The organism is Porphyromonas bennonis DSM 23058 = JCM 16335 (genome assembly GCF_000375645.1).
Lineage (GTDB): Bacteria > Bacteroidota > Bacteroidia > Bacteroidales > Porphyromonadaceae > Porphyromonas_A > Porphyromonas_A bennonis.
In genome coordinates this window covers 1-25864 of sequence record NZ_AQWR01000011.1, presented here as the reverse complement: position 1 = coordinate 25864, position 25864 = coordinate 1, and the positions used below count along the sequence as shown (strand labels likewise).

22 protein-coding genes are annotated in these 25864 nt (G+C 59.1%); 6 read left to right on the top strand and 16 right to left on the bottom strand.

The features are described 5' to 3' along the window. Positions 1–9: 9 nt before the first annotated feature. The 7 genes from B088_RS03290 to B088_RS03260 all read right to left on the bottom strand — a co-directional run bounded on the left by B088_RS03290 (position 10) and on the right by B088_RS03260 (position 7618). Positions 10–1227: a DUF4876 domain-containing protein gene (locus B088_RS03290; RefSeq protein ID WP_018106986.1), complete on the bottom strand. Its 1218-nt coding sequence runs from the start codon at positions 1225–1227 to the stop codon at positions 10–12. 13 nt (positions 1228–1240) lie between these two features. Further along, the gene (locus B088_RS03285; protein WP_155802276.1) at positions 1241–2767 is read right to left on the bottom strand and encodes a DUF6850 family outer membrane beta-barrel protein; all 1527 of its coding nucleotides are present in this window, start codon (positions 2765–2767) and stop codon (positions 1241–1243) included. Next, complete coding sequence (locus B088_RS03280; RefSeq protein WP_018106984.1) at positions 2764–3132, bottom strand: hypothetical protein; 369 nt, start codon at positions 3130–3132, stop codon at positions 2764–2766. Before B088_RS03280 ends, B088_RS03285 begins: the two co-directional genes overlap by 4 nt. Continuing rightward, positions 3129–5915, bottom strand: coding sequence for a TonB-dependent receptor (locus tag B088_RS03275; protein ID WP_018106983.1), 2787 nt, complete (start codon positions 5913–5915; stop codon positions 3129–3131). The genes B088_RS03280 and B088_RS03275 overlap by 4 nt, the downstream gene beginning before the upstream one ends. Further along, positions 5912–6499: a PepSY-associated TM helix domain-containing protein gene (locus B088_RS03270; RefSeq protein WP_050560117.1), complete on the bottom strand. Its 588-nt coding sequence runs from the start codon at positions 6497–6499 to the stop codon at positions 5912–5914. The genes B088_RS03275 and B088_RS03270 overlap by 4 nt, the downstream gene beginning before the upstream one ends. Before the next feature lie 11 nt (positions 6500–6510). Continuing rightward, on the bottom strand, positions 6511–7098 hold the full coding sequence (locus B088_RS03265; protein WP_018106981.1) for a hypothetical protein: 588 nt from the start codon (positions 7096–7098) through the stop codon (positions 6511–6513). Between the two features lie 151 nt (positions 7099–7249). After that, on the bottom strand, positions 7250–7618 hold the full coding sequence (locus B088_RS03260; RefSeq protein ID WP_025081994.1) for a DMT family protein: 369 nt from the start codon (positions 7616–7618) through the stop codon (positions 7250–7252). A gap of 455 nt (positions 7619–8073) precedes the next feature. Here B088_RS03260 and B088_RS03255 point away from each other — a divergent pair, with 455 nt between their 5' ends. Both B088_RS03255 and B088_RS03250 read left to right on the top strand, forming a co-directional pair. Further along, positions 8074–8493 carry a PadR family transcriptional regulator gene (locus B088_RS03255; protein ID WP_018106979.1) on the top strand — a complete coding sequence of 140 codons (420 nt, stop codon included), beginning with the start codon at positions 8074–8076 and terminating at the stop codon, positions 8491–8493. A 30-nt stretch (positions 8494–8523) separates the two neighbouring features. Next, positions 8524–9621, top strand: a complete 1098-nt coding sequence (locus tag B088_RS03250; RefSeq protein ID WP_018106978.1) for a PspC domain-containing protein — start codon at positions 8524–8526, stop codon at positions 9619–9621. A gap of 101 nt (positions 9622–9722) precedes the next feature. Here B088_RS03250 and B088_RS08560 read toward each other — a convergent pair whose 3' ends face one another. Beyond that, positions 9723–9890, bottom strand: a complete 168-nt coding sequence (locus B088_RS08560) for a hypothetical protein (protein WP_018106977.1) — start codon at positions 9888–9890, stop codon at positions 9723–9725. A 381-nt stretch (positions 9891–10271) separates the two neighbouring features. Here B088_RS08560 and rpsA point away from each other — a divergent pair, with 381 nt between their 5' ends. From rpsA to B088_RS03235, 3 genes are all read left to right on the top strand, one after another. Beyond that, on the top strand, positions 10272–12050 hold the full coding sequence (gene rpsA, locus B088_RS03245) for a 30S ribosomal protein S1 (protein ID WP_018106976.1): 1779 nt from the start codon (positions 10272–10274) through the stop codon (positions 12048–12050). A 457-nt stretch (positions 12051–12507) separates the two neighbouring features. After that, positions 12508–12921, top strand: a complete 414-nt coding sequence (locus tag B088_RS08285) for a FeoB-associated Cys-rich membrane protein (protein WP_018106975.1) — start codon at positions 12508–12510, stop codon at positions 12919–12921. After that, entirely contained in the window at positions 12918–14003 is a 1086-nt protein-coding gene (locus tag B088_RS03235) for a hypothetical protein (protein WP_018106974.1), read from the top strand. The genes B088_RS08285 and B088_RS03235 overlap by 4 nt, the downstream gene beginning before the upstream one ends. Before the next feature lie 443 nt (positions 14004–14446). On the opposite strand, the gene B088_RS03230 is transcribed toward B088_RS03235, so the two are convergent. From B088_RS03230 to B088_RS03220, 3 genes are all read right to left on the bottom strand, one after another. Further along, a complete protein-coding gene (locus tag B088_RS03230) occupies positions 14447–16585 on the bottom strand; it encodes a DUF349 domain-containing protein (protein ID WP_018106973.1) in 2139 nt (712 codons plus the stop codon). Positions 16586–16667: 82 nt separating this feature from the next. Then, entirely contained in the window at positions 16668–17315 is a 648-nt protein-coding gene (locus tag B088_RS03225) for an aminotransferase class IV (protein WP_018106972.1), read from the bottom strand. Continuing rightward, positions 17312–18292 carry an aminodeoxychorismate synthase component I gene (locus tag B088_RS03220; protein WP_018106971.1) on the bottom strand — a complete coding sequence of 327 codons (981 nt, stop codon included), beginning with the start codon at positions 18290–18292 and terminating at the stop codon, positions 17312–17314. The genes B088_RS03225 and B088_RS03220 overlap by 4 nt, the downstream gene beginning before the upstream one ends. Positions 18293–18415: 123 nt before the next feature. Between B088_RS03220 and B088_RS03215 the strand changes: the two genes are divergently transcribed. Beyond that, positions 18416–19678, top strand: coding sequence for a phosphoglycerate kinase (locus tag B088_RS03215; protein WP_018106970.1), 1263 nt, complete (start codon positions 18416–18418; stop codon positions 19676–19678). Between the two features lie 661 nt (positions 19679–20339). On the opposite strand, the gene dnaJ is transcribed toward B088_RS03215, so the two are convergent. The 5 genes from dnaJ to sppA form a co-directional block, all read right to left on the bottom strand. Further along, a complete protein-coding gene (dnaJ, locus tag B088_RS03210; RefSeq protein ID WP_018106969.1) occupies positions 20340–21503 on the bottom strand; it encodes a molecular chaperone DnaJ in 1164 nt (387 codons plus the stop codon). A 5-nt stretch (positions 21504–21508) separates the two neighbouring features. Beyond that, positions 21509–22081 (bottom strand): nucleotide exchange factor GrpE, encoded by a 573-nt coding sequence (locus B088_RS03205; RefSeq protein ID WP_018106968.1) that lies wholly within the window; start codon positions 22079–22081, stop codon positions 21509–21511. 108 nt (positions 22082–22189) lie between these two features. After that, positions 22190–22630, bottom strand: a complete 441-nt coding sequence (gene dut / locus B088_RS03200) for a dUTP diphosphatase (RefSeq protein ID WP_018106967.1) — start codon at positions 22628–22630, stop codon at positions 22190–22192. Positions 22631–22653: 23 nt separating this feature from the next. Then, positions 22654–23730: a tetraacyldisaccharide 4'-kinase gene (gene lpxK, locus B088_RS03195; RefSeq protein ID WP_018106966.1), complete on the bottom strand. Its 1077-nt coding sequence runs from the start codon at positions 23728–23730 to the stop codon at positions 22654–22656. Between the two features lie 24 nt (positions 23731–23754). Then, entirely contained in the window at positions 23755–25611 is a 1857-nt protein-coding gene (gene sppA, locus B088_RS03190; protein WP_025081987.1) for a signal peptide peptidase SppA, read from the bottom strand. Between the last annotated feature and the right edge of the window lie 253 nt (positions 25612–25864).

The following is a 25864-nucleotide window of genomic DNA, read 5'->3' as shown; positions in this document are numbered from 1 at the left end:
TTGAGATTATTATTTCAGATTGACTGCACGGAAGTCCTCGGAGGAGTTGTTGGTGTCCTGGAGGACCTTAGAAGTTTCGTTGAGAGGTTTACGGACGACTTTCTTCCCATATCTGGAGTCGTCACCAAGGGCTGGCGCGACGGAGGCGTAGCCGGCATCAAGCTTCTCGGAGACGGGGAGCCACTGGAAGTCATTCTTCATACTGAGATTGACCGCATCGAGGACCCACTCATTGGGGATCTGGAGGGCCGGTTCGCCCGGCATCTTCATCGGATCCATCCCCTCGATGATCATCACCTCCTCGTAGGGGTAGCTGTACTTCTTAGCGAGCTCCTCTGCCGTGAGCCCCTGGAGATCAACGAGTGCGTAGGTGTGCTGACCATTGGTGCTCATCGCCCAGTTCTGCACGCCGTCACCGTAGGGATCGCTGATGAATATCAGCCTCATATCGGGTACCTGGGGATTGTCTGGCGTCTCGGAGTCGGTATAGCCCTTCTCGCTCATCCACTCAAAATTGGCCCCGGAGAGGTCGATCGAGTTAGGATTTGCTTGAGCATGATTGATCGCCGAGTGGCAGAGGATGATACTCTCATACGGCTTGACGGGATAGGTGGTGCCGTCGCCGGGGATCTGCATCACGAGACTGACCGGCATGTGGGTCGAGCGGACATCCGGCTGGATCTGCTCCTTCTTGTCGTCCGACTGAAAGGTGGAGCGGACCAGCGCCAGGCCGTCGGCATAGCGGGTCACGGGGCTATTATTGGTGATGCGGATGAACTTATCCTCATCATACTGCTCTCCATTCTTATTGAGCGTCCCGGCAAAGAAGATCTCGCTGATGACGAAGCTCTCCTTGGGCATCACAAAGGTAAGCTGACAGGTATGGGTGTAGCTCTGCTCACTCTTGGTCACAAGGTCCTCGCTGTACTCCAGCGTCGTCAGGACTCCCTTCGTGGCGAAGTCACCGATGAGATGGAGGGTGTAGGAGGTACCCTGAGAGAGGGTGACCCTCGCCTTATTTTGCTCAAAGGTGAGGGACTGCTTCGTCCCCTTAGCCTTGGATACGATCTCGCCGCGGAGGTTGGTAAGTTGCCCCTCGATGCCAAGCGGGCTTTTCACCTCGAAGGTAACAAGAGCCTCACCCGGTTGCACAGGAGTGTCCTCACGGCAGCCCGTGAAGAGGACTGAGAGGAGCAGTGCAAATGCGATAAAAAGAGTTTTCTTCATAAACTAAATGGGTCTATAGGGTTAGCCGGATCTCTACCAGCATGGAGTGACGGAGCGAGGAGGGGAAGTGGTCGAGTCGATAGCGACCGCCCACCTCGAGTCCCCAAGAGGGCTTGAGCGGCATAGGGAGGTGGTACCTGGGTGCAATGCTGAGGCTGAGACACCTCGCTGTAGCGGACCGATAGCTCTGCCGGAGGTGAGCCGTCACCGACTCCTCCATCTCTGCCATAGGGAGCGTAAGCAGGCCGACAGCCTCGGGGGCATAGCCCGCCTCAAGGGAGAGAATGCCGTAGCTCCGCTCGCTACGATGGGAGACCTCTCCGTAGAGGACCGCACGCCAACGGTCGAGACGAAGCTCCTTCTCCGGCTCGAGTACCCTCGTCCGGAGATGAAGATAGGCCACCTCGGGCTGCACAAGCCAGTGCCAGCCCGGCTGCCGATAAGCTGCATCGCCGAGGGAGAAAGAGAGCTTTCCCTCCACGGTGCCGCGGTGAAAATTGGCATTGTACCCCACGACGGGATAGGTCCCGGCCTTAGGTTCGCCTACGATATGCTCTACTCCGGAGCGGCTCTCGACACTTGCCTCGAGATCGAGTGCACCCATGAGTGCCCCCACCCGGTGTTGGTAGCCGACACATAGCGTCCCCTGATGATCGGCATAGTGGTGGATCGGCACCTCATTCATATCACTCACCGCCTGCTCCAGGTGGCTATATCGGTAGACAAGAAGAGTTCGCACGCCCTCGTCGGAGTTCCGGGGCAGGAGATGAAGCGCAGCCCCGAGCGACCGGCCACGATAGTGGAGAGAGGGCTCATTGGTATCAAACCTCCGGAAGCTGCCCCCGAGACCACTCATCAACCGCTGGAGACTGCCTCCGATAGGGCTATAGATCGCCACCCCACTCCGCTGCTTGTAGAGCCCATAGTCGAGTGAGAGTCCCATCTCGCAGGCAGCGACCGGTAGGGAGAGCCCGGTGGAGAGGCGTAGATCTGAGACGATACTCCGAGGTCTCGGATCCACCGCGCGGTGCTCCTGCTGAGAGCGGTAGTACAGCTCCCCGGATAGTCGGAGCCGGGAGAGCTGATGGCTGTAGCCCCCACCGAAGGTATACCTCTCCAGCGACAGGTCTCCGCCCTTCTCGTCAGCCATGATATAGGGGTAGAGTCGATCGTAGTCAGAGGTGCTGCGCCACTTCACCTCCTTCACACGTCCATTGGCATAGTCGGCATAGCCCCAGAGGTGCTCCCTTGCCGACGGGAGGAGATAGGTCTTCGCCCGGAGCCGCGCAATGCTCTCGCCCCGTCCCCGCTCATCATAGAGCGTCTCTGTCTCGCTACGCCCCTCGTATTGAGCAGCGAAGGAGGAGAGGGCATTGCGGTACTGTCTATGATGGAGCGCCACCTGATCGGTATAGCGGAGCCACACCTGCTGCCAGGCGATCGCGCTCTCGTAGGACCGATCAGCCACGCTGAGCGTATCCGCAGCGTGGGCATTCATCACGGCCATTAGGACGAGGAGAAAAAGGAGATGACGTCTCATAGCATCCGGAGCATCTTGATCCTACAGGTCTCCTCCTTATCCAGAAAGAGCTGCTCAGTAGCCGACCCTCTGATCCAGACCGTCTCGCCGCTCTCCAGGAGGAGCGTCCCCTCCACCCGGACATCATAGAGTCCGCGGTAGAGCTCGTCCGTATAGGTAGAGGTGGTGACGGAGTTGCGGGTGGTGGTACGGCGGGTATTAAGATTCTCCCACTCGATCTTATAGCTCTGGCGGACCACGGGAGAGGGGGCGCTGTAGTCCAGCCGGAGCGTCACGTGGCTCATCACGTCCGGATGCTCCGGCAGGTGGCACGCAGATAAGCCCACGAGGAGCAGGAGTGCGATCAGAGTCTGAGCCTTTGTCATAGATTGATCATCATTTCCATACCGAAGTAGGGGGTCTGATTTCGCCGGATCACGAAGCCCTTTCGCTCTATGTCCGGACTGTAGTCGAAGATCTTATTGACGAAGAGCGCGACCCGCAATTTATTCTCAAAGAGGGACTTCGTCGCTTTCAGATTGGTGATCATCATAAAGGGGACCACGTACCGCTCGAAGGAGCTCTCGGTGTAGGTTCGCTTGAGCCACTGCAGCTGATCATCGCCCTTATCCGCCTCAGTGAAGGGGCGTCGCTCTCCGTCTGAGAGAGAGATGAAGTAGTCGGGATAATTGGAGAGAGGCATCTTCTGCGAGGAGGAAAACCAATTGGACTGAAAGGAGAGCGATAGTCCCAGTCCGATCTTAGGGAGGTAATTGTCGAGCCGAAGGTCGGTATTGAGGATCTCGCGGACCAGTATCTCATTATCCTGATAGATGCCCACATAGGGAACCTCGCGCCCGCCGATGACAGCTCTGGGGCGCTCATACTGCGGGAGACTATTCCGATAGGTGGTCCTAAACCACGCTCCCGATAGCGTCACTCGGGTATTAAGGAAGCGGTACCTCGGAGTGCTCATCACCCACTCCACGCCACTCTTATCGGTCTCGCTTCCATTCGTATCGAGAGGAAGCAGGCGGAAGTCTCGTGTATCCCTGTACTCAAAGTCCCTGATGTCCGGCTTAGCTGTCAGGGTAGCATAGTCGACCGACTGCGGATCGTAGTACCGAAAGTCCGCGATCCGTAGCTCCGTATCCTTGCGGAAGCCACTCCGCATCCGCTCCCGGAAGCAGGTCAGAGTGGCGGAGTAGCCGGCATAGTCGAGATCGAGACGGAGCTCACCCTTGACGTTCTTCGCCGGCGCCAGCTGCTTATTATCCGGATCATAGATATAGGTTCGCATATAGACCAGGCGATAGTCCGGATTGCTGTGGTAGTAATTGAGCTCCACAAAGTCGTCGTAGATCGTATCCGGATAGAGCTGCTCCATGGAGGGAAACATGCTGAGGCTCCCCACCCCACCATTCACCCGGACCATCAGAGGGCGACCGGCTACCTCTATCGGGGCGAAGCTCCAGCGGGCGTTGAGTCGGATGTCCGGATACCACCGACCAGACATACGGTAGGAGCGATCGAGGGCGAGGAGACTATTTGCCACCACCCCGGCCATTAGGGTCAGGGCGTGCTCTCGGATCGGCAGCGTCATCTCATCCTCAGCGAAGAGGGAGAGGACCGACTTACCCGGGACATCGTAGAAGGGTCGGGGGCGACTACCGGAGAGCCAGAAGAGGGGGCGATCGAGATCGAAGATCGCTCCTCGCCCGATATTCTTACTGTAGCTCCAGTCAGCTCCATACTTCAGCCGATGCCGGCCGGGTCCGAGGTCGAGACGACTACTGCCCTTGAGCTTGAGATAGAGGTAAAGCGGTCTGCTGTCGACGGTGTGAGAGGCGAAGTAAGTGCGGGGATAGTACCTCCCCTCATGCTCTCCCTCCTCGCGGGTAGTCAGGTAGGGGACATCGCGGCTCATCACCATATCCTTGGTGATGGCGGTCCGGTCCCAAGTGTGGGAGAGCGAAAGGGTCAGATCCACGGCACTGAGCCAGGGATTCTCCGTCGGGATCAGGGAGAGACTCTCTGAGAGGGCGAGGCGATGGCTTCCCGACCGGTAGGTATCCAAGGGAGTGACATCGAGGTCCTGATCCCGCTTGCGGTCATTAAGCGAACCGGTATAGTCGATGCTGGAGAGCGAGGAGAGACTGCCTATCGTCCCCGACCATCGTCCGGAGAGACGAAGCGAACCGGTGATGCGCTCGTAGCAGTCACGTACGCTCCGGGGATCGGAGTAGGCACTGAGATAGCCGATGCTGCTGATGAGATTGAGCCGGTCGGGGAGGAGGTCGACCCCTTTGGAGAGGAAGAAGAGTTTGCTGGACATATCCGACTTGAAGCGCCCGGTGAGTTCGTCGGTCCACTGCTTACGCTTCACCTTGATGAGACCGCTCGTCAGGTCGGAGTGCTCCACGGAGGGGATCCCCTGCACCACCTCGATGCTCTCCACGTCATCGGTGGAGATGGAGCGCATATCCACGCCGGCATTGATCGGCACCTGAGTCGAGTAGGCCCCACCACTCCCATACATCCCCTTGAGTCCGGCATCCATCTGCACCGGTACGCCATCGATGAGAAATCTCGTCCCCATGGAGGAGGTATTGTACTGCGACTGATTGACCCTCGGGAGTAGATTATGCTGTCCTACGATGGGGAGGGACGCCTCCCGCAGCCGGACGATATCCGGCGAGGTGAGGAGCGGATCGGAGGAGAAGCCTCCCGGGAGCAGCTCCAGCACATCGCCGATGCTGGATGGCTGGAGCAGCGTCATCGCCTCTCTCCCTATGAGAGACGAGGTGACCATACCCTTGGAGGGCTTAGCCGTCACTACCACCTCCTGTAGCTCGTCGGTGCTGTCCCGGAGCTTGAGAGTAAAGGCGTGCTGCTCCGGGGTGACGCGGACCCGTCGCTCGCAGGGCTGATACCCTACGTAGGTCGCGCGGATCATGTACTCCCCCGGCAGCACTCTCCGGAGTGTTAGGATACCCTTCACGTCCGTGGCGCCCTTGTACTCCTGCTCTCCGGACTTCATCTTCACGATCGCCCCGGGGAGAGGCATCCCATCACTCGAGTCGACGACCGTGAGCGTCACAGCCGTCTGCCCCTGCACCGCTAAGAGCAGAGAGAAGAGGGATAGAAGAAGCAAGCTAAGTCGCCTCATAGAAGTAGGAAAAGGAGGGGAATGAGTATCCCTAAGACAAGCTCCAGTCCGCCTACCCCTCTGAGCCCTTTCTTGCCACGAGCGAGGAAGAGACCCGAGAGGGTGATGATGATGAGGGCTATCGCAAAGAGATCAGAGAAGTAGGTCCACCAGCGACCGGGATTGTAATGAAGGCGGACAAGGTCGCCCAGGAGCGGCCGCTTCCGCAAGCGGTCATACACGCCGGCGCCGGTCTGGAGATCCACCTCCAGTGTGGAGCCGCCCTTGAGGAAGACCTTCATCGTCCTCTCATCCGGATAGTAGTGCTTCGTATAGCGCCCTCTCTCTCCGATCTCACCGAGGAGTGTCTCTATCTCTGCCACGGTGACTGACCCCTTCGCCCGAGGGGTCTCGGCGAGTACACTGGGGAGCTCTATCCTCCTCGCGGAGTAGGTAGGATTGATCTCATCCCGATGATTCATCAGGATGCCGGAGAGGGCATAGATAATGACGATACCGGCAAAGAAGAAGGAGAGGTGCCTGTGGATCCACCGGCACGCCTTCACCATACTCTTAGACCGGTCCCATCCGGGACTATTTGCCATGGTCCGAGGGATCAGCGGATTTCGTAAGAGAGTCCCTCCATGTGGTAGAGGCTGACGTAGGGCTTACCCTCCTTCTCTGTACGCTCTGCAATGCGGGACCGGAAATTGGCAATCCGCTCCAGGACGCTATTGGTCGCCGCCTCCGCATTGGCCTTCATGTCGGCTGCGCAGCCACCCTCCCCCTGAGTCTCCTTAGCCTGATCAGCGATCCGAGCCTCCCACTGAGCGAGGTAGTCCTCGTCGATGCGGTCCTCCACCAGGACACCGGTCACCCGTACGATGCTATTGACGGTCTCCTGAGGAAAACTGCCGATCGACTCACCCGCCTCTACACGGAGGGTCTTGGTATCGTCGCTGCCCATGAGGAAGATCTTTCCTCCTCCATGCTTGCATATATGAGTACAGATCCCCTCGATCTCGATGGTATCACCGACCAGGCTATCCGGGTCGGCTAAGACCTGATCCACCTCGAGGGCGGCAGCAGCCACCTCCTCCGAGGAGGCTTGCTCCTTACTCTTATTACTATCATCCCCGCAGGATGCGAGGCCGAGGGTCATACCGAGGAGCAGCGTGAGGCTCCACTTGCTGATCGAAGTCATCTTTCTTAATCTTTAGTTATGCAATTAGGGACCATGCCCCATATCGCTGCAAAGATGACCCTAATCAAGACGTGAGCCCATTCCCAAAAGTGGGTATTTTATGACTCAACACCTACCCTCTTTAGGGTATTCTACCGGTAAAGCCCGATAATTACCGGAAAACGAAGTAGACTGCCAGGACGAGGCAGACAAAGGCGGCGAGGTGATTCCACTGCAGCGGCGTGCCACGGAAGAAGATGACCGTAAAGAGCGTAAAGACGGTGATCGAGATCACCTCCTGGATCACCTTGAGCTGCAGCAGCGTAAAGGCTCCCCCGTTGCCCACAAAGCCGTACCGATTGGCCGGCACCTGAAAGGCGTACTCCATCAGCGCCAGCCCCCAGCTCAGCAGGATCACCACATAGAGCGGCGTACTGTCTCGGAGGATATGGAGCTCCTGGAGCTTAAGATGCCCATACCAGGCAAAGGTCATGAAGACATTTGAGACCAGCAGCATCGCCACCGTTAGCCATCCATTCATATCAGCACGTACACATTAATATATAGGGTAAAGAAAAAAAGATGCCCTCCCATCGAGCCCACGAAGTTACGAAGTAATGAGCCGCCGGCAATGGTGCTCCAAGACCGACTCACAGAAGACTGGCTACCAGCTGTCTGCGCAGGCGCAGATCTATTACCGGTATTAGTGAACACTATTACCGATAATAGTGATCACTAATACCGACTATAGTAATCTCTAATACCGATATTAGTCTGAGGGCTCCTCCGGGGAGCTCATTCGCTGCTGCTCCGGCTGCGCCCCTACCTGCCCTTGGTCTCACTCCCGACTTGTCCGACCTGTCTGACCCGTCCGACTTGTCCGACTCTCACCATCCACTTCGTACTACCTTATATTTGCAAGGTACTAAGATTATACGTATCTTTGCCGTACAATATAGAGATAGAATCATTTTCACTAACGATAGTAAGAGCATCATGGCAAAGACTGACTTGGCGGACAAGTTCCGCTCACAGATGAGACGAGGGCTCCTGGAGTACTACCTACTTCTCCTGCTCGACAGTCGCCAGGCCTACTCGGCAGACATCATCGATCTGCTCAAGGAGGCCGACCTGCTCATCGTGGAGGGATCACTCTACCCTCTCCTGAGCAAGATGCGTCGTGCCGGCATCATTGGCTACACCTGGGCGGAGAGTACCCAGGGACCTCCTCGCAAGTACTACACCCTGACAGACAAGGGGCGAAGCATACTGGATAAGCTCAATCAGAACTGGGCTGAGATGAATGCTCAGGTCGACCGCATACGAGCTGCCAAGCATGAGAATAACGGTCCGCAGATCACCCCCGCTCCCATGCAGGAGCCCGTCGATGAGATGCGACCGACAGACAAGGAATAGAGAACCATAAGGGCAAAAAAACAGAGCATCATGAAAAAGAACCTTTCAGTCACCCTTGGTGGCCGCTCCTTCACGATCGATGAGGACGCCTACTTCGCCCTCAATGCCTACATCGAGGGCATCCGGTCACACTATGCTCCCGAGGATCCAGACGGAGAGATCGTCTCCGACTTCGAGAGCCGTATCGCCGACCTCTTTGCCGACGAGATCCGGCAGCAGGGGCCCGGAGCCACTATCACCATCGATGCCGTTCGCCGCACGATAGAGCGGGTCGGCTCGCTGGATCGCCTCTTCGACGACGAGGAGGAGCAGCATCCTATTGAGGAGGAGATACCGGCAGCCGATGAGTCTATCCACTACGACACCGCTGCCCCCGAGACCGAGACGGAGCAGAGGAGGATCCCCACCCCACCGATCCCACCGACCGCCATGGAGGGGCCGCGTCCCCGACACATCTACTACCGCTCCACCGTGGACCGCTGGCTCGGCGGTGTCCTCGGTGGTCTCGGAGAGTACCTCGGCATGGACGCCCTACTCTTCCGCCTCACCTTCATCCTATTACTCTTCACCCCCGTCGCACCGGCGATCATCCTCGTCTACTTGGCAATGGCAATCTTTGTCCCTCAGGCCAAGACAGTGACCCAGCGGCTGGAGCTCCACGGCAAGCCGGTCTCCCCCTCGACGATCTGGCAGGACATCGACGAGACGATCACCAAGAGCGAGGCGGAGGGCAAGGAGTCGGGTGATCGTAAGAGTGCCTTCCCCCGCCCCTCCGACTTCCTCTCCCCCGGCTGGCGCAAGGGACTACTCTGGACAGGCTCCATTCTGCTTATCCTGGGACTCTTCGTCGCCATGGGAGGAGTCATCACAGGTCTCGCCGACGGGGATCTCTTCCAGTACGACTTCTTCCACGACGGGGAGTACTTCCGCAGCACAGCGGCCGGGCTACTCTTTTCCATCGCTGGTGGTCTTGCCGCCCTACCGATCGCCGCCCTGCTGATCTACGTGGTCGGGGTGATTCCGATCGGGATGATCCTCCGGAGCAAGCACAGCAGCACGACGGTCAAGACCGTCAGCATCGCCCTCTGGGTCATCATCCTGCTTGCCCTTTGGCACATAATATTCTAAGACCTTAGTAGCAAGGTCCATCTTTTCATACAGCCAAGAACTATTTAAGAATCCGCCCGCCCTCCGATGTGACATCGAGGGGCGGGCTTCTTCTACTTTGCTCAATGGAAGAGCAGCTGAACTAACGGTCCGATATGGTCCACCATGATCACGAAGAAGATCACGAGCCAGAGGTAGATCTCCCGTCGGCGCGCCGACACATAGAGGGGATTGTCCAGCGACTCCTTCTCTCGCTCAAGTCCGATGAGATTACGGATATAGATAATCATCCCGGACAGCCCTATAAGGACCGGAATAAGATGTCTCAGCATACAGAATGGGTCGTTATACTAACGAAATGCAATGGCAAAGATAACCTATTCTAAAGAACAAGCACTCTATTGAGACCCGCGAAGATGTCCTGTAGCCTCTCGACTTATGCATACATTTGTATATTAGATCCAAGGCTTGTCCCGGATAGGCTCCGGCGTAAGGGTCGGCAGGAGACGGCGGCGTGGGTGCAATTAAGAGGACAGGGTTTTAGGTTTCAATTATTTACGTTACCTTTGCGCCGTGCTTGTCCACCGATTTCCCGAGGGAAAGGGGCGGACGGGCATAGTAACGTATTGTTTAACCCTTTTAAAAACATGATAGCGTAGAGCTATTAATGCATGATTACAAAGTACGACGAGACAAAGCCCAACGCGGACTTTGACTGGGACAAGTACAATCGCGAGTCCGACATCTCAGCTGAGCAGCTGGAGGAGGAGAAGAAGAAGTACGCTGAGACGATCCCCAACATCAACGAGGACGAGATCATCACCGGTAAGGTGATCGCCATGGACAAGCGTGAGGTCAAGGTAGACGTGGGTCTGCGCGCTCCCGCCGTCATCCCCACAAGCGAGTTCCGCTACAATAAGGATCTCAAGGTCGGTGACGAGGTAGAGGTGTACGTCCGCAAGACAGAGGCCAAGGACGGTCGTCCTCTGCTCTCTCACGAGGATGCGATGCGCGACCGCGCCTGGAAGCGCATCGAGGAGGCACTGGAGACCAAGGAGACCATCACCGGATACATCGACAAGAGTATCAAGGGTGGTATGCTGGTCAATATCTTCGGTGTCAATGCCTTCCTCCCCGGCTCGCAGATCGACGTCCGTCCGATCCGCGACTTCGAGGAGTTTGTCGGCAAGACGATGGAGTTCCGCGTCATCAAGGTCAATCCCGACTATCACAATGTCGTCGTATCCCATAAGGCACTCATCGAGGAGGAGCTCGAGGCACAGCGTGCCGAGATCATCTCTCACCTCGAGAAGGGTCAGGTACTCGAGGGTACGGTGAAGAACATCACCTCCTACGGTGCCTTTATCGACCTCGGTGGCGTCGACGGTCTCGTCCACATCACCGATCTCTCCTGGGGTCGTATCAATAGCCCCGAGGAGGTGGTCGAGATCGGACAGAAGATCAATGTCGTCGTACTCGACTACGATGAGGATCGCAAGCGTATCGCTCTTGGTCTGAAGCAGCTCACTCCCCACCCCTGGGACGCTCTCGAGGAGGGTCTCCAGGTGGGCGACAAGGTGACCGGCAAGGTCGTTGTCCTCACCGACTACGGTGCTTTCGTAGAGGTGAAGCCCGGTGTAGAGGGTCTCGTCCATGTCAGCGAGATGAGCTGGACGAAGCACGTACACCACCCCTCTGACCTGCTCAAGGTAGGCGAGGAGATCGAGTGCGTCATCCTCTCCATCGACCGCGAGGAGCGCAAGATGAGCCTCGGTATCCGTCAGCTCACTCCCGATCCCTGGGAGAGCATCGAGGAGCGCTACCCGATCGGAAGCAAGCACACCGCTGAGGTGCGCAACTTCACCCACTTCGGTATCTTCGTCACCTTCGAGGACGGGATCGATGGTCTAATCCACATCAGCGACCTCTCCTGGACCAAGAAGATCAAGCACCCGAGCGACTTCACCACCATCGGCTCTAAGATCGACGTCGTCGTACTGGATGTCGATAAGGAGAGCCGCCGTCTCTCACTCGGACACAAGCAGTGCACACCCGATCCCTGGGCCAGCATCGAGGGCGTCTACGCCATCGGCTCTGTACACAAGGGTAAGGTAGGCGAGATCAGCGCACGTGGTGCCGTGATCAACTTCCCCGACGAGATCGAGGGCTTTGCACCCCTGAAGCAGCTCACCAAGGAGGACGGCGCTCAGGCAGAGACCGGCGAGGAGCTGGACTTCAAGGTGCTCGAGTTCAACCGCAGCGCCAAGCGCATCATCGTCAGCCACACTCGCACCTACGAGGACGCTGCTAAGGGCATCAGCGCTGAGACGACGACCGCAGCAGACTTTAGCAACACCCCCTCTGCTCCGGCAGAGAAGTCTACCCTCGGAGACCTCGACGCACTTGCCGAGCTCCGCGAGAAGATGGAGGACGCTGAGGGACAGGAGTAATCTCCGGACCCTATAGGAAACACTAAGCGAGGGCTGTCTCCCACCCGGGAGGCAGCCCTCGCTCTGCTTACCCAGGGGTGACGCATTTGAGTTTTCATAAGCCATTCAACTCATTGTGAAGAGTGGACAGCGAAGCACCCCGGCAGGGGTGCCCGCTTTTTAGCCCCGTGGTCGAGGGGCGTAGCCCCGACGACCCGGGGATCCGGCATTGCGTGCGATCCCGCGACCCCGCTAGGGTGTCGCACTCATTGCCTGACTGGTAAGTGCGACACCCTGACGGGGTCGTATATCTTTCACGGGATCCTCTTCCCGGGGTCTTCGGCACTTCGTGCCTCGACACCCGGTCTAAAAATCGATGATCCATCCGGGGCTTCGCCCCTGCGGGATCGTCCGACTCCCTTTACCCCCTACCTTACGGTAAAATGGGTACCTTTGCATAAGAAACACCCTATAATATATGTCTACACTCATTACTCTACTGATACTGGCTGTGGCTGTCGGACTCCTGATCCGGCGGCTGGTGCGTATGATCCGGCAAAATGGCGGTGAGGCACCCGACGCGGCGGTGTCGGCTGAGTGTGGCGGTGGCTGTCTCTCCTGCTCGGTCGGCTGCACGACACCGATCGATCTCACGGACAAGCGGCGACCGATGATCCTCTACTACGAGGATGAGGAGCTGGATCGCTTCCGCGGTCGGGCAGCAGACCTCTATACTGAGATGGAGACTCAGGAGTTTCGCCACGTCCTCCGGACGCTGCAGGATGCGGATGTGCCCGGCTGGGTGACCAGTATCCATCGGCGGGGGATCCACTTCCCTGCCGGCGTCGCTGACGAGGTAACGCACCGCCTCAGCGTGGTGATGAATCAGTGAGATCGTACGCCGTGGACCTCTGCTCTCCTCTCAGCCGATGGGCAAGGAGCTGCGGCGTGCTCCTTCTACTCCTTCCCCTACTTCTCTCCTCTTGCTCTCTACTCGACCGGGTGGAGCGGCTCAACGCCCGGACCTATCTCCGGCGCTCCCTTGACGACCTCTCGCATGAGGATCGTCCCGCGGAGCTGACGGACTACCCGCTCCTGCTCTATCCGCTCAGATCTCTACCTGCCGGGGAGGGGGAGAAACTCTTCCGCACCGCCGACGCTCTGGGGGATACCCTTCTCCTGGAGCGGATCGGGCTAAGGACGGGACACCCTGAGGTGGCGCTGGAGTCGCAGGATAAACGTCAGGCGATGATGGCGGCGGCACTCCTCGGTGACACCGTCCGTCTGAGGAGACTCCTGGAGCTTGCTCCCGACCCGGCGATGGCCTACTCGCTGGCTCGTATGGAGGGGGATACGCTTGCGGCCCGCTCTCATCTGACTGAGGTGCTGACCGCTGACTCGTATCCGCCGGAGACGAAGCGGCTGGCAGCATGGGCGCTTACGGCATACCGGTCCGATCGGGCAAAGGCGGTGGAGCAGCTGATCCAGCTGGGCGAGCGGGGTCCGCTGAGGGAGTGGGCGGAGCTGCTGAGCGGTGCGAAGCTCTCGCCGGACGAACTCCGGAGAGAGACGTCCCTCCTCCTCGGCACACTCCGCAGGGGCTCACTCCTGGAGCGCGGCGTGCTGGAGGACTTGCGCGAGGAGCTGTGGCGGCAGTGTCTCTGGCCTGAGGCGCTGGAGGTGCAGCAGCGTCTGCCGGATGAGCAGCATGCGCAGATCCTATCTCACGAGCGGGAGATTGCCCTACTGGCAGCGTATGAGAGACCGCAGCCGGAGGAACAAGTCCCTGCTGTAGAGGGGGAGAGTGGAGTCGAAGGGCGAAGCTTTGTGGAGCGCTTTGGCTCGGTGCGGAATGTCAATAACTGGGCAATGAACTATGGGGGATACAGCGCCGTCTCCCTCTCCCGGCGGCTCACCCCTGAGGAGTATGAGGAGCTGAGGCGTCAGGTATCTGCGGCTCTCCTCGGGGAGTAAGCAGGGATGACGAAGACCGCAGGAAACGCAATTTTGTTTAGGATGAGACAGGAAGAGACATATAAAGACTCTGTGAGACAACTCCTCTCGGTGGGGGTGCTATATTTGCACCGCTGAAGCTCACGGATAAGTGAGGGGGAACGTCAGTCGAGGTGAAGGGGGGAGGGGCACTTACCAGTCAGGCAATCAGTGCGACACCCTGGCGGGGTCGCGGGGTCGCTTGCTATGCCTGATCCACGGGTCATCGGGGCTACGCCCCTCGACCGCGTGGCTAAGAAACGGGCACCCCTGCCGGGGTGCTTCGCTCTCACGATGAGTCGAATCACTTATGTAAAGCTTAAATTCGTCACACCTTGGTGAGTAGGCACCCCACCGCCAGAGAAGAAAAAGCGGGGGCTGCACCCTAATCGGATGCAGCCCCCGCTTATAGGGTCTAGATGGGATTATTCCTCTGCCTTCTCCTCAGCAGGAGTCTCGGCGGGTGTCTCGGCGGGAGTCTCGGCGGGAGTCTCGGCGGGAGTCTCAGCAGGTGCCTTGGTCGGAGTCTCCTCCTCGGGCTTCTTCACCTCCTCCTTGATCTCTCCTACGCGATCCTGGTACTGAGAGATCTTGGCCTTGACCTCATCGATCTTCTTCTGTACATGCTTGACCATGGGATTGCTGGGGTCGCCGGAGAAGAATCCAAAATTGGTCTCCAACTGCAGGAGCTCGTCCTCCAGCTTGGAGATGCCGTGCTTCACATTCTTCTGCTCGTCCTTTAGGTCGTCCTTGGAGAGCTTGGTGAGGTCCTTATCGAGATTGACCTTGGAGAACTTCGGCTCCCTCTGGCGATCGTCTCGGCGGTTGCCCCCGCGGCGGTCTCTATTGCCCCCATCACGACGGTTGCCTCCTCGGCGACCGCCCTTGCCATTGAGGATGCGCATGGCACCAAAGTAGCGATTGAGCACATCGTCCTTCTCGTCATTGGGCACCGGTCCGATGGAGCGCCACTCCTGCTCGAGCGCCTTCACCTCGTCAGCGATGGAGGGATCATTACGTCGGTCGAGGAGCGCCTCGAGACGATCGACGACATCGTACTTGGCCTGGAGGTTTTCCTTACGATCGGCATTGCGCTGCTTGTGAAGCTCCGCCTTACGCTCGAAGAACTTGTCGCAGGATGCGCGGAAGCGCTTCCAGAGACGCTGTGCCTCGCCCACCTGAGTGCCAAAGCGGGAGTTCTCCGTCCACTCTCTCTGCAGAGCCTTGAGCTTCTCGGTCGTAGGTCCCCAGTCCTCGCTGTCCTTGAGTGCGTCGGCCTCGTCCACCAGCTCGCGGAGACGCTCCAGCTTGGGGGTGATCTCTGCGGAGAGCTCCTTGAGGAAAGCCTTGCGCTGCATGTAGAACTCGTCCCTCACCAGGTCGTATCGGCTCCTGAGCTCGATGAAGAGGTCCTTGGGGACGCGACCGATGGACATCCACTGGGTGTGGATCCTCTTCAGCTCGTTCTCATAACGCCGCCAGCCCTGACGGCTGTCGGGAAGGGTGACGAGCATCTTCTCGAGAGTCTCTACCAGCTCCTTCTTCTTCTCATAATTGGCCTTCTCGTCCTCGTGGATCGCCTTGAAGTGGTCGTCGTGACGCTTATAGACCACCTGCTGGGCGTCCTTGAAGTCCTTCCAGAGGCTGTCCTTAAACTCGGGTGCCACGGGTCCCACCTCCTTCCACTCATCGAGGAGACCCTTCATCTTGCGGAAGGCCTTGACCGCATCTGGCTCCTCGCTGAGTGCCCTTGCCTTGCGGATGATCTCCTCCTTCTGAGCGCGGTTGTCGGCGTAGTCCTGGATCCGCTCTCCCTCGCCGATCTCCTTCTCCTCATAGAAACGGTCGAGGAGACCGGAGTACTCGTCCATCAGGGCGTTGCGATCGTTATCGGGGACACGACCGACCTCGCTCCAGGAGTGACGGATGTTGAAGAATTCGTTGCGAAGGGTGATCGGATTCATCGTATTGGTGGGGCTGAGGAGCTCTCTCAGTCGCTCGACCAGCTGTCTCTTGGCGGCAAGATTGGCCTCCCGCTCCGACCGTTCCTGCTCGCGCTGCTCGCTGCGGAGCTTCTGTGCGCGGGTCTTGAGGTTGATGAAGCGGATCGCTGCCTCGTCCTCAGGGGTCGACTCTGTCTCGGCACCTTCCTCAGCGGCAGGCGCAGGGGTGACGCCGCCCTTAGGCATCATCTGGCGCTCGAGACGACGCATATCGCGCTGTGTCGGGACGGTACCACCCTCGACCATGGCATTGATCGCCTCATAGAGCTCGTCGCCACTGAGCTTGGAGAGATCGGTACGGGGCTTCCGTGTACCCTCTTCGCTCTCCTCGGACTCATCCTCCTCATCTTGCTCATCGGGCTCACCCTCGTCGGGTGTGACGATCTTCTCCTCCGTCGGGGTCGTCTCTGTGGCAGGCTCAGCTTCGGGGACCTCAGCCTCCTCTGTCTCTACGGTCTCGGTGGTCTGGGTCTCTCCGGTCGGCTCTGCCTCTGCTCCGGTGATGGTCTTCTGCTCCTCGTCTTGGGGAGCGGTATTCATGTCTGTGGGATTCAAGTCCATGGCTCAAATATACGTTAGATAGATTATTGCAGGCTGGTCGAATATACCTCGATCAGCCCCCTAAGGTACACATTTTATCACACTATGACCACCCCTCGATGATGGGACCACGTATAGCGGTGACCGGGAGGATCAGGCGACCGAGGGGATTGAGGGCATTGATGAGCGAGATCTCGCTCCAGCGTCCAGCGAGGAGATCGTCTATCGTCACGGAAACGGCACTGATCTCACCAGACTCCAGGTAGGAGCGCCGGCGAGTCCCCTCCAGGAGTGGGCGGTCGGGGGTCTCCCACCGCCCTGCTCTCCGCAGACAGATATTGGTAAAGGTGGTGTCGGTGACCCGATCTCCACGGATCAGGAGAGCCACCGTCTCGTGATCGGGTAGCGAAGAGGCGATGCGGTCAAGGAGTGTCCGGTCGAGGTACTTACGGTCGTACCGATAGCCGTCCGGCACACGGTAGAGCTGCAGTCTCCTGACCGTGCGTATGTCGTAGGTGTAAGGGGTCACGGTCACCTCGTCGATCCCGACCGAGGAGTAGACGATGCGCATCTTGAGCGGTGCGGCTGCCCCTTCCGGTCGAGCTGCCCTGAGAAGCGCTCTCAGCTGCTCCTCAGACGAGAGGAAGGGCGGCACCCCGCACAGTGTCTCGCTCACCCGACGGAGGTGATACATTGCCAGGGGCATCCGGTCGCCCTCCTCCACGCCTATGGTCTCAATGTAGTAGGTCATAGGGGTAAGTAGATCTTCTCGATCACCTCCTCGTACTCACTGCGGCAGTCGCTATTGATCGTGATGCCGCCGCCGGCGTGGTAGTAGAGGTGCTCGCCATCCCTCTCGATGAAGCGGATCATTACGCCCGTATCGAGACTCTCTCCGTCGAAGAAACCACAGATCCCGGTATAGAAGCCCCGCTCATGCTGCTCCGCTCGTGCGATCAGCGCCTGCGTGGCAGCCTTAGGTGCTCCGGTAATCGACCCCGCCGGCAGGAGTTTGCTCAGGATGGTGCCCAGCTCTCCCTGCCATCCCGAGGGCAGCTGTCCCGTCACCTCCGAGCTGACCTGCAGCAGCGCTCCGCCCCGCGTCTCCACGCGATCGATGTAGCGGTACCGCTCCACCCGCACATGCTCCGCCACCGAAGAGAGGTCGTTGCGTATCAGGTCGACGATCGTCGCCGACTCAGCCTGCTCCTTAGGGTCAGAGAGTATCCTCTGCTCCGCATCCGGCAGCGTGGCGTCGATCGTCCCCTTCATCGGATACGAGCTGATCACCCCGTCGGAGGAGATCCGGACAAAGATCTCCGGGGAGAAGCAGAGGAAGTGCCCCGGCAGCCAGGCGCAGTACTTCGTCCGCACCCGGCTCAGCAGCTCACGCGGGTCTCCGGCGAAGTCTACTGCCGTCCGGAGCGTCAGATTGGCGAGGAAGGAGTCCCCCCGCAGCTGCCCCTCTCGGATCACGGCAAAGCGCTCCGCATAGCGGTCATAGCTCTCAGGGTGAGCGGTCAGCGTCAGCGGTGCCGGTGAGCCGTCGTAGGGCAGGCTCTCCGGCGGACGATTCGCCCGACCCTCTATGGAGAGGAAAAATGGCGTCTCGCCCGACCGGTCAATACGATCGATGTAGCAGCTATCCCCCCGATAATTGATGAGGAAGTAGAAGGGCGTACTGGAGGCGCCCAGATGATTGAAGTTATCGATGATTTCCTGAAGCATGGACAAATGTACCACGACCTTTGGACAATCCTCACGATAGGATAGCCCTTCCCTTTATTCCCCAAGAAATTACTAAATTTGTAGGGTAAGAAAGAGATCAATACACTAATAAACCCTATAGCTATGGCAAAGATCCAAGACTACAACTTCGGCGGTAAGCGCGTCTTCGTGCGTGTCGACTTCAACGTCCCTCTGGACGATAATCTCCAGATCACGGACGACACCCGCATCCGTGCCGCCCTCCCCACCCTCAAGAAGGTCATCGGTGACGGCGGTCGGCTCATCATCGCATCCCACCTCGGTCGCCCGAAGACCGGCGCCGACCCCAAGCTCTCCATGAAGAACATCCTATCCCACGTCTCTGAGCTGCTCGGCGTGGACCTGAAGCTCGCTCCCGACTGCGTCGGTGAGGAGACGAAGCGGATGGCAATGGAGCTCAAGGACGGCGAGGCGCTCCTCCTGGAGAACCTTCGCTTCCACGCTGAGGAGCAGGGCAAGCCGATGGGACTCCCCAAGGACGCCTCCGAGGAGGAGACCGCAGCTGCCAAGAAGGCTGTCAAGGCGAGCCAGAAGGGATTTGTCAAGGAGCTGGCAGACCTCGCCGAGGTGTACGTCAATGACGCCTTCGGTACCGCTCACCGCGCCCACGCCTCCACGGCGCTGATCGCCGACTACTTCGATGAGGAGCACAAGATGTTTGGCTACCTGATGCAGAAGGAAGTAAATGCGGTCAATGAGATCCTGAATAACGCCAAGCACCCCTTCACCGCCATCCTCGGTGGCTCCAAGGTATCCACAAAGATCGACGTGATTATGAATCTCCTCGGCAAGGTGGACAACCTGATCCTCACGGGCGGCATGACCTACACCTTTATGAAGTCTCGTGGCGGCAAGGTCGGCAAGTCTCTCTTAGAGGAGGATAAGCTCGACGTGGCGCGCGAGATCGAGGAGACGGCCAAGAAGAATGGCGTCCGTCTCGTACTCGGCGCCGACTGCGTCGCAGCCACAGACTTCGCTCCCGATGCTGACAGCAAGGTCGTCCCCTGCAACGACATCCCCGATGATCGCGAGGGTCTGGACATTGGTCCCAAGACGATCGAGCTCTTCCGTGAGGTGATCCTGCAGTCTAAGACAATCCTCTGGAATGGTCCTGCGGGGGTCTTCGAGTTTGACAAGTTCGGCAAGGGCACCGAGGCGGTTGCTAAGGCGGTTGCTGAGGCGACGAAGGACGGCGCCTACTCCCTCGTCGGCGGTGGCGACTCCGTAGCGGCGATCAATAAGTACCACCTCGCTGACCAGGTGAGCTACGTCTCCACCGGTGGCGGCGCACTCATCGAGGCTATCGAGGGCAAGACGCTTCCCGGCATCGCAGCGATCGAGAAGTAAGTTCTCTATTAGGATAAAAGAAAAAGGCGGGCATCCTCCGGTGTGGAGGGTGCCCGCCTTTTTTCGTTCATCGTGCAGCGAGAGCTGCTCTTACCGACCCCAAAGGGATCGCCCCCCCTATGCGCTGATCCGGAGTGGCGCATTTGAGCTTTACAACTGAGAAGAAAGCAACTCTTTGAGCGCCTCTCCGCCTATTGATCCCGCAGGGGCGCAGCCCCGGAGGGATCATCGTTGTTTAGACCGGGTGTCGAGGCACGAAGTGCCGAAGACCCCGGGAAAGACGACCTCGGGAATGATATCCGACCCCGCCAGGGTGTCGCACTTACCAGTCAGGCAATCAGTGCGACACCCTAGCGGGGTCGCTGGGTTAAAGCCCCATCGTAACCCGGAGTCTTCGGGGCTGCGCCCCTCGACATCCGGGCTAAACAACGAGCACCCCTGCCGGGGTGCCACGCGGCCGAGTGATCCTCATCCTTGGGATTATGGTGGGGCGCCAGTAAGTAGATGGTATGCGGTCACCCGCAGGGGCGCATCGGTCCTTACTCTTCACGATGAGCTCAAGTGCGTCAGCCCTGATGTGCTGATGCCTTACAGGGGAGGGAAATTTCTATTACCTGTATTAGTCCGGGAGCTGATTCTCTGACACTTGTCTCGCGACCCTTTACAGCTCCATACGGCTGCGCTGCTTGGAGGCGTGTGCCTTGCGGTCCGCTTCCGTGGGGTGAAATGCCGACCGTGTCGCCATCTGCTCCACCAACTTGCGGTCGTCGCCGCTGAGACGTGAGGGGATGTGGACCTGGATGGAGATCAGTTCGTCTCCCCTCCGGGCGTCATCGACGGAGGGCAGTCCCTTATTGCGCAGTCGTAGGATCTCTCCCGGCTGTGTCCCCGGCTTGATCGTCACCTTGACATCCCCCTCGAGGGTCGGCACGATCACCTTGCCACCGAGGATCGCCTCGTCGATCGGCAGGAGAAGGCTGTAGAGCAGGTCGCTGCCGTGGCGGACAAAGCGCTCATCGGAGCGGACGGCAAACTCGACGATCAGGTCGCCGCTCACGCCGTCATTGGGTCCCGCATTGCCACCGCCTCGGATGCGCATCTGCATGCCATCCTCGACGCCGGCGGGGACGCGGATCTCCTGCACCTCCTCGCCCGACTTTACCCCCTGACCGGAGCAGTGAGAGCACTTCTTCCGGATCTCCTTGCCGGTGCCGTGGCAGGTGGGACAGACGCTCTGAGTCTGCATCTGTCCGAAGAAGGACTCCTGGGTCCGGATCACCGTACCCGATCCCTGACAGGTGGGGCAGGTGACGACGTCGCTCGGGCTCTCCGCGCCGGAGCCGTGGCAGTGCTCGCAGGGGACCTGCTTCTTGATCTTAAGCTTCTTCGTCGTCCCTTTGAGCACCTCGTCCAGAGTGAGGTGAACCCGTATGCGCAGGTCAGATCCGCGCATCTGACGGCTGTAGCTGCCGCCGCCTCCGCCAAAGCCTCCGAAGCCACCAAAACCGCCAAAGCCTCCGAAGAGATCGCCAAACTGGCTGAAGATGTCCTCCATCGACATGCCTCCGCCACCGAAGCCTCCCGCACCGGCGGCACCGTCCACACCGGCGTGACCAAACTGGTCATACCGCTGACGCTTCTCCGGGTCGCTCAGGACGCTGTAAGCCTCGGCGGCCTCCTTAAACTTCTCCTCGGCACTCTTGTCGCCCGGATTGCGGTCCGGATGGTACTTGAGGGCAGTCTTCCGGTACGCCTTCTTGATTTCATCGGCCGAGGCCTCCTTGGTGAGCCCCAGTATCTCGTAGTAGTCTCTCTTCGTCGCCATATCTCTTACTTGCCGACCACCACTTTAGGATGGCGGATCACCTTGTCATTGAGCACGTAGCCCTTGAGGACGCAGTCGATGATCTTCCCCTTCTGCTCCTCCGTGCCGTCGCTCATGGCGACAGCCTCATGCAGCTCGGGGTCAAAGTCGACGCCCTGTACCTCCATCTCATGCACGCCCTCGGAGCGGAGGGCGCTGATGAACTTGTCCCTCACCAGTAGGACACCCTCCTTCACCGCATCGACGTCGGCCGCCTGATCCATGCTCTCGACGGCGCGATCGAAGTCGTCCAGCACGTCGAGCATCGTCACCACGGTGCGCTCCGCGCCATACTTCATGAGGTCGGACTTCTCGCGGAGGGTGCGCTTCTTGTAGTTGTCAAACTCTGCCCTCAGTCGCAGATAGCTGTCCTGCAGCTCGGCGTACTTGTCGAGCAGGTCGTCCACCTTGGACTCCTCCTCTCCCTTGGGCTCGGGAGCAGCCATTTCCTCGTCGGTTGTAGGGGTCTCCTGCTGCTCTACCTGCTCCACCGGATCTTCCTGGTGGGGGTCTTTCTTATGCTTCTTATTCTCCTTCATATCTCGATAAAATACTATTGTCTCTTACGTGACCGCACACAAGAGGGGCGGTCGGCATCCTTGGGTATGCAAAAAGGGTACCAGACCGCCCGACTATCTCCTACGCTGTCAGTTGCGACCGGTGTGACCAAAGCCGCCCTCGCCCCTGTCAGTATCGTCCAGCTGCTCGGTCTCGACCCACTCCACCTGCTCATAGCGGGCGAGGACCATCTGGCAGATCCGCTCTCCCGGCTCTATGGTAAAGGGCTCACGGGAGAGGTTGATCAGCGCCACGCGGATCTCTCCACGGTAGTCGCTGTCGATGGTGCCGGGGGTATTGAGCACCGTGATGCCGTGCTTCATCGCAAGTCCGCTGCGGGGGCGTATCTGTACCTCGTACCCCGCCGGGATGGCGAAGTAGAGCCCGGTCGGGATCAGCGCGCGATCGAGTGGCTCCAGCGTCACCGGCTCCTCGAGAGCGGCACGGAGGTCGAGCCCGGCAGATCCGGCTGTGGCGTGGGTGGGGAGCGGGTGTCCGCTCTTATTCACTATCCGAATGGTCGTAGACATGGGTAAATGGGATAAAAGTGGGGTCAGAGGTGGAGTCCGTTATTCTTGATCGCCCGGTGCAGCCGCTCCAGGAACCGCCGCTCCTGCTTCGGCGACAGACTTACCTCGATCGGGAGGTAGAGAATCCGGCTGCGCTCCTCGGGCGTAAGGCTGTCGGCGTGGCTCAGGAGCCGCATCCCATCCTTCTCCGTAGTGATGAGGAAGCAGTCCGGCTCTCGGATCAGCTCCCTAAGCTCCTCCAGGTCATCCTCGTCGTAGCTGTGGTGGTCGTCGTACACGATCAGCTCCTCCGTCTCCGGATAGAGCTCCCGCACCTTGTCGAAGAAGTGGTCCGGGTCGGCAATACCTGCAACGGCGGAGACACGTGACTCGCAAGTCGGGAGCGGTGCAGGCTGATCAGTGTCAAAGAGGGGGGTCACGGCGCCATAGATGGGACGACTGAAGTAGACATCCTGGTAGTCCTTGAGCGGAAGCTCGCCCATCATCATCCTCAGGTCGATCGGCTTGCAGTCGTCCGGTGTGTGGGTGACGATGATCGACTCCGCCCGATCCACCGAGGAGGGATCGTCACGAAGCGTACCATAGGGCATGTAGCTGTCGCGCGTGAAGGGACGGTCGTAGGCGGTGAGGACGATGCTGTAGGCAGGGATCACCGCCCGGTGCTGAAATCCGTCATCCATCACTACCACGTCGGGGCGCAGTTCCTCCGGCATCAGCTCCAGACTCTGCAGCGCCCGCTTCCGATCACCATCGACGTAGACGATCACTTCGGGAAACTTCCGCTTGATCTGAAGCGGCTCGTCTCCCACCCTCGAGGCATCATCCGTGGCCGAGACCACCACAGGTCCCTTGCCCGACCGACCATAGCCCCGAGTCAGCACGGCGATCCGATACTCGTCGCGAAGCATCCGGATCACCCGCTCCACATGCGGCGTCTTGCCTGTCCCCCCGACAGCGACGTTGCCTATGCAGATGACGGGGATGGAGGACTTGTACCCCTTGAGCATACCCTCATCGTAGAGGAAGTTGCGCACCCCTACGCCCCACCCATAGAGCAGGGCGGGAACCTTGAGTAGGATATTGTGGCTTCCGATCCTCACGACGAGTGACGCTTATCCTTATCCTTACCGCAGCAGAGCCGGCACGAGACTGCTCTCCCGGGGCTTGCTCATCCAGAGGCCCTCCTGCAGCTCGTACGGCACCTGAGCGCGGACACCCATCTGGCTGTCCAGCATCCGGGCGGCGTACTCCATCAGTCGATCCTCCCGGCTGGCGGTCATCATCCGCAGGCGAGTCTCTATGCTGGTACCGAAGAGGGACGACCAGAAGTCCTCCTTCTCCACCATATCAACCACCTTGTAGTCGTCCAGGTCGGCGAGTCGGGCAGCCTCCCGGATCGCCGTATCAAGGGTACCGAGCTTGTCGACAAGTCCGAGACGAAGGGCGTCCTGTCCGAGCCATACCCGACCCTGACCGATCGAGTCGACCTGCGCCTTCGTCATCTCGCGCCCCTCCGAGACGCGGGTGAGGAACTGGTCATACCCCTCCTCCACATACTTCTGCATCAGTGCCTGCTCCTCGGGGCGCATCTCGCGCATGGGGTCACCGAAGTCTGACATATTATTCGTCTTCACGGTGTCAAAGGTGAGTGCCAGCTTGTCCGCTGTACCCTTGAAGGTGGGGAACATGCCGAAGATGCCGATCGAACCGGTCAGCGTGTAGGGCCCGGCAATGATCTCGCTCGCATTGGACGAGATGTAGTACCCACCCGAGGCAGCCATACCGCCCATAGAGACGACGATCGGCTTCTGCTCCTTGAGCCGGATCACCTCGCGGCAGATCAGCTCCGACTGAGAGGCGGAGCCGCCACCGGAGTTGACTCTCAGCACCACGGCATTGATGTCGTCGTCATCGGCAAGCTCGTGGAGCTTGTCGGCGATACGCTGGTCGATCAGCTTGGACTGAGTGGCAAAGGGGTTGTCACTCGCCGGACGACCATCCACGATATTGCCCTCGGCGTAGACGACGGCGATCTTATTCACAGACTTCACCGGCTTGCGCGCATTGAGTACCAGGTCTGCCCGCACCTCGTCCAGTTCGTCCTCATCCTCATCGTCGTAGATCTTGGAGGCAAGTACCTGCTCGATGTCGGTCTCGTAGACGAGCGAGTCGACCAGCCCATACACTAAGGCGGTATCGATGCGGCTCATGAAGAGTCCCTCATCAGCGTAGCGGTGGAAGACCGACTCATCGATCCCGCGCGAGGCAGCCATCTCGCTCACCGTACCCTGCCAGAGACCGTCTAAGAAAGTCTGCGTCTGCAGCCTATTGGCCTCACTCATGTGGTCGAGCATATAGGGCTCCACGGCGCTCTTGAAAGTACCGACCTTGAAGATCTGAAACTTCACCCCGAGCTTCTGCAGGAGACCGGTGTAGAAGGGGATCTGCGAGCTCAGACCCGACAGCGCCATCATTGCCTCCGGACCGGCGTAGACCTTATCCGCCACGGAGGAGATGTAGTAATTGCCGAGGGTAAAAGCCTTACCATAAGCGTAGATCGGCTTGCCACCCTCCTTGAAGCGCAGCAGTGCGTCACGGATCGCCTGTGCGGTGTCAAAGCTCATGAAACACTTGTCCAGTCTCAGCACGATGGCATCCACCTTCGCATTGGACCGCGCCTCCTCGATCGCACCGACGATCTCAGGGAGAGTGTAGCTCTTCTTGCTATTGTCTCCACCCAGGGAGCGGATCGAGGTGAAGGCGTCGTCCGCGGAGGTGTCTGCGATCTCGCCTATAGGGTCGAGCAGCAGGACACTGCCGGAGGAGAGGGACACCTCTGTTTTGGTCTTATTGCTCTTGATCAGGTCGGTGATACCGCCGATCATCGCCCCGAGGATGAGCATCGAGAGGATGATGACTACCACATTGGCCAGCACAAATCCCAGACAGGATGCGCCTACCATTTTGAAGAAATCTTTCATTGCCGAAGTTGTATATAGTCCATTGATTGATCGTGCGAAGGCTCCACCCTTCCCATCATCCACAAACTTACCAATCTTTAGCAAATTTGGACGACAGACTGTCCCCGATTCTCCAGGGGTAACGCATTTAAGCGTTACAGGAGCCACTCCACTCATTGTGAAGAGTGGTGAACGATGCACCCCGACAGGGGTGCCCGCTTTTTAGCCCCGGGTCGAGGGGCGTAGCCCCGACGACCCGGGGGTCAGGCGTTGC

Bases quoted from the DNA above. Each gene is read 5' to 3' on its own strand.
- B088_RS03280 (WP_018106984.1), bottom strand. From the start codon at position 3,132: ATGACAAAGGCTCAGACTCTGATCGCACTCCTGCTCCTCGTGGGCTTA.
- B088_RS03290 (WP_018106986.1), bottom strand. From the start codon at position 1,227: ATGAAGAAAACTCTTTTTATCGCATTTGCACTGCTCCTCTCAGTCCTC.
- B088_RS03225 (WP_018106972.1), bottom strand. From the start codon at position 17,315: ATGACCTACTACATTGAGACCATAGGCGTGGAGGAGGGCGACCGGATG.
- B088_RS08560 (WP_018106977.1), bottom strand. From the start codon at position 9,890: ATGATTATCTATATCCGTAATCTCATCGGACTTGAGCGAGAGAAGGAG.
- B088_RS03205 (WP_018106968.1), bottom strand. From the start codon at position 22,081: ATGAAGGAGAATAAGAAGCATAAGAAAGACCCCCACCAGGAAGATCCG.
- B088_RS03275 (WP_018106983.1), bottom strand. From the start codon at position 5,915: ATGAGGCGACTTAGCTTGCTTCTTCTATCCCTCTTCTCTCTGCTCTTA.
- B088_RS08285 (WP_018106975.1), top strand. From the start codon at position 12,508: ATGTCTACACTCATTACTCTACTGATACTGGCTGTGGCTGTCGGACTC.
- B088_RS03215 (WP_018106970.1), top strand. From the start codon at position 18,416: ATGGCAAAGATCCAAGACTACAACTTCGGCGGTAAGCGCGTCTTCGTG.
- B088_RS03265 (WP_018106981.1), bottom strand. From the start codon at position 7,098: ATGACTTCGATCAGCAAGTGGAGCCTCACGCTGCTCCTCGGTATGACC.
- B088_RS03255 (WP_018106979.1), top strand. From the start codon at position 8,074: ATGGCAAAGACTGACTTGGCGGACAAGTTCCGCTCACAGATGAGACGA.
- B088_RS03270 (WP_050560117.1), bottom strand. From the start codon at position 6,499: ATGGCAAATAGTCCCGGATGGGACCGGTCTAAGAGTATGGTGAAGGCG.
- rpsA (WP_018106976.1), top strand. From the start codon at position 10,272: ATGATTACAAAGTACGACGAGACAAAGCCCAACGCGGACTTTGACTGG.
- B088_RS03285 (WP_155802276.1), bottom strand. From the start codon at position 2,767: ATGAGACGTCATCTCCTTTTTCTCCTCGTCCTAATGGCCGTGATGAAT.
- B088_RS03230 (WP_018106973.1), bottom strand. From the start codon at position 16,585: ATGGACTTGAATCCCACAGACATGAATACCGCTCCCCAAGACGAGGAG.
- dnaJ (WP_018106969.1), bottom strand. From the start codon at position 21,503: ATGGCGACGAAGAGAGACTACTACGAGATACTGGGGCTCACCAAGGAG.
- B088_RS03250 (WP_018106978.1), top strand. From the start codon at position 8,524: ATGAAAAAGAACCTTTCAGTCACCCTTGGTGGCCGCTCCTTCACGATC.
- sppA (WP_025081987.1), bottom strand. From the start codon at position 25,611: ATGAAAGATTTCTTCAAAATGGTAGGCGCATCCTGTCTGGGATTTGTG.
- dut (WP_018106967.1), bottom strand. From the start codon at position 22,630: ATGTCTACGACCATTCGGATAGTGAATAAGAGCGGACACCCGCTCCCC.
- B088_RS03260 (WP_025081994.1), bottom strand. From the start codon at position 7,618: ATGAATGGATGGCTAACGGTGGCGATGCTGCTGGTCTCAAATGTCTTC.
- B088_RS03220 (WP_018106971.1), bottom strand. From the start codon at position 18,292: ATGCTTCAGGAAATCATCGATAACTTCAATCATCTGGGCGCCTCCAGT.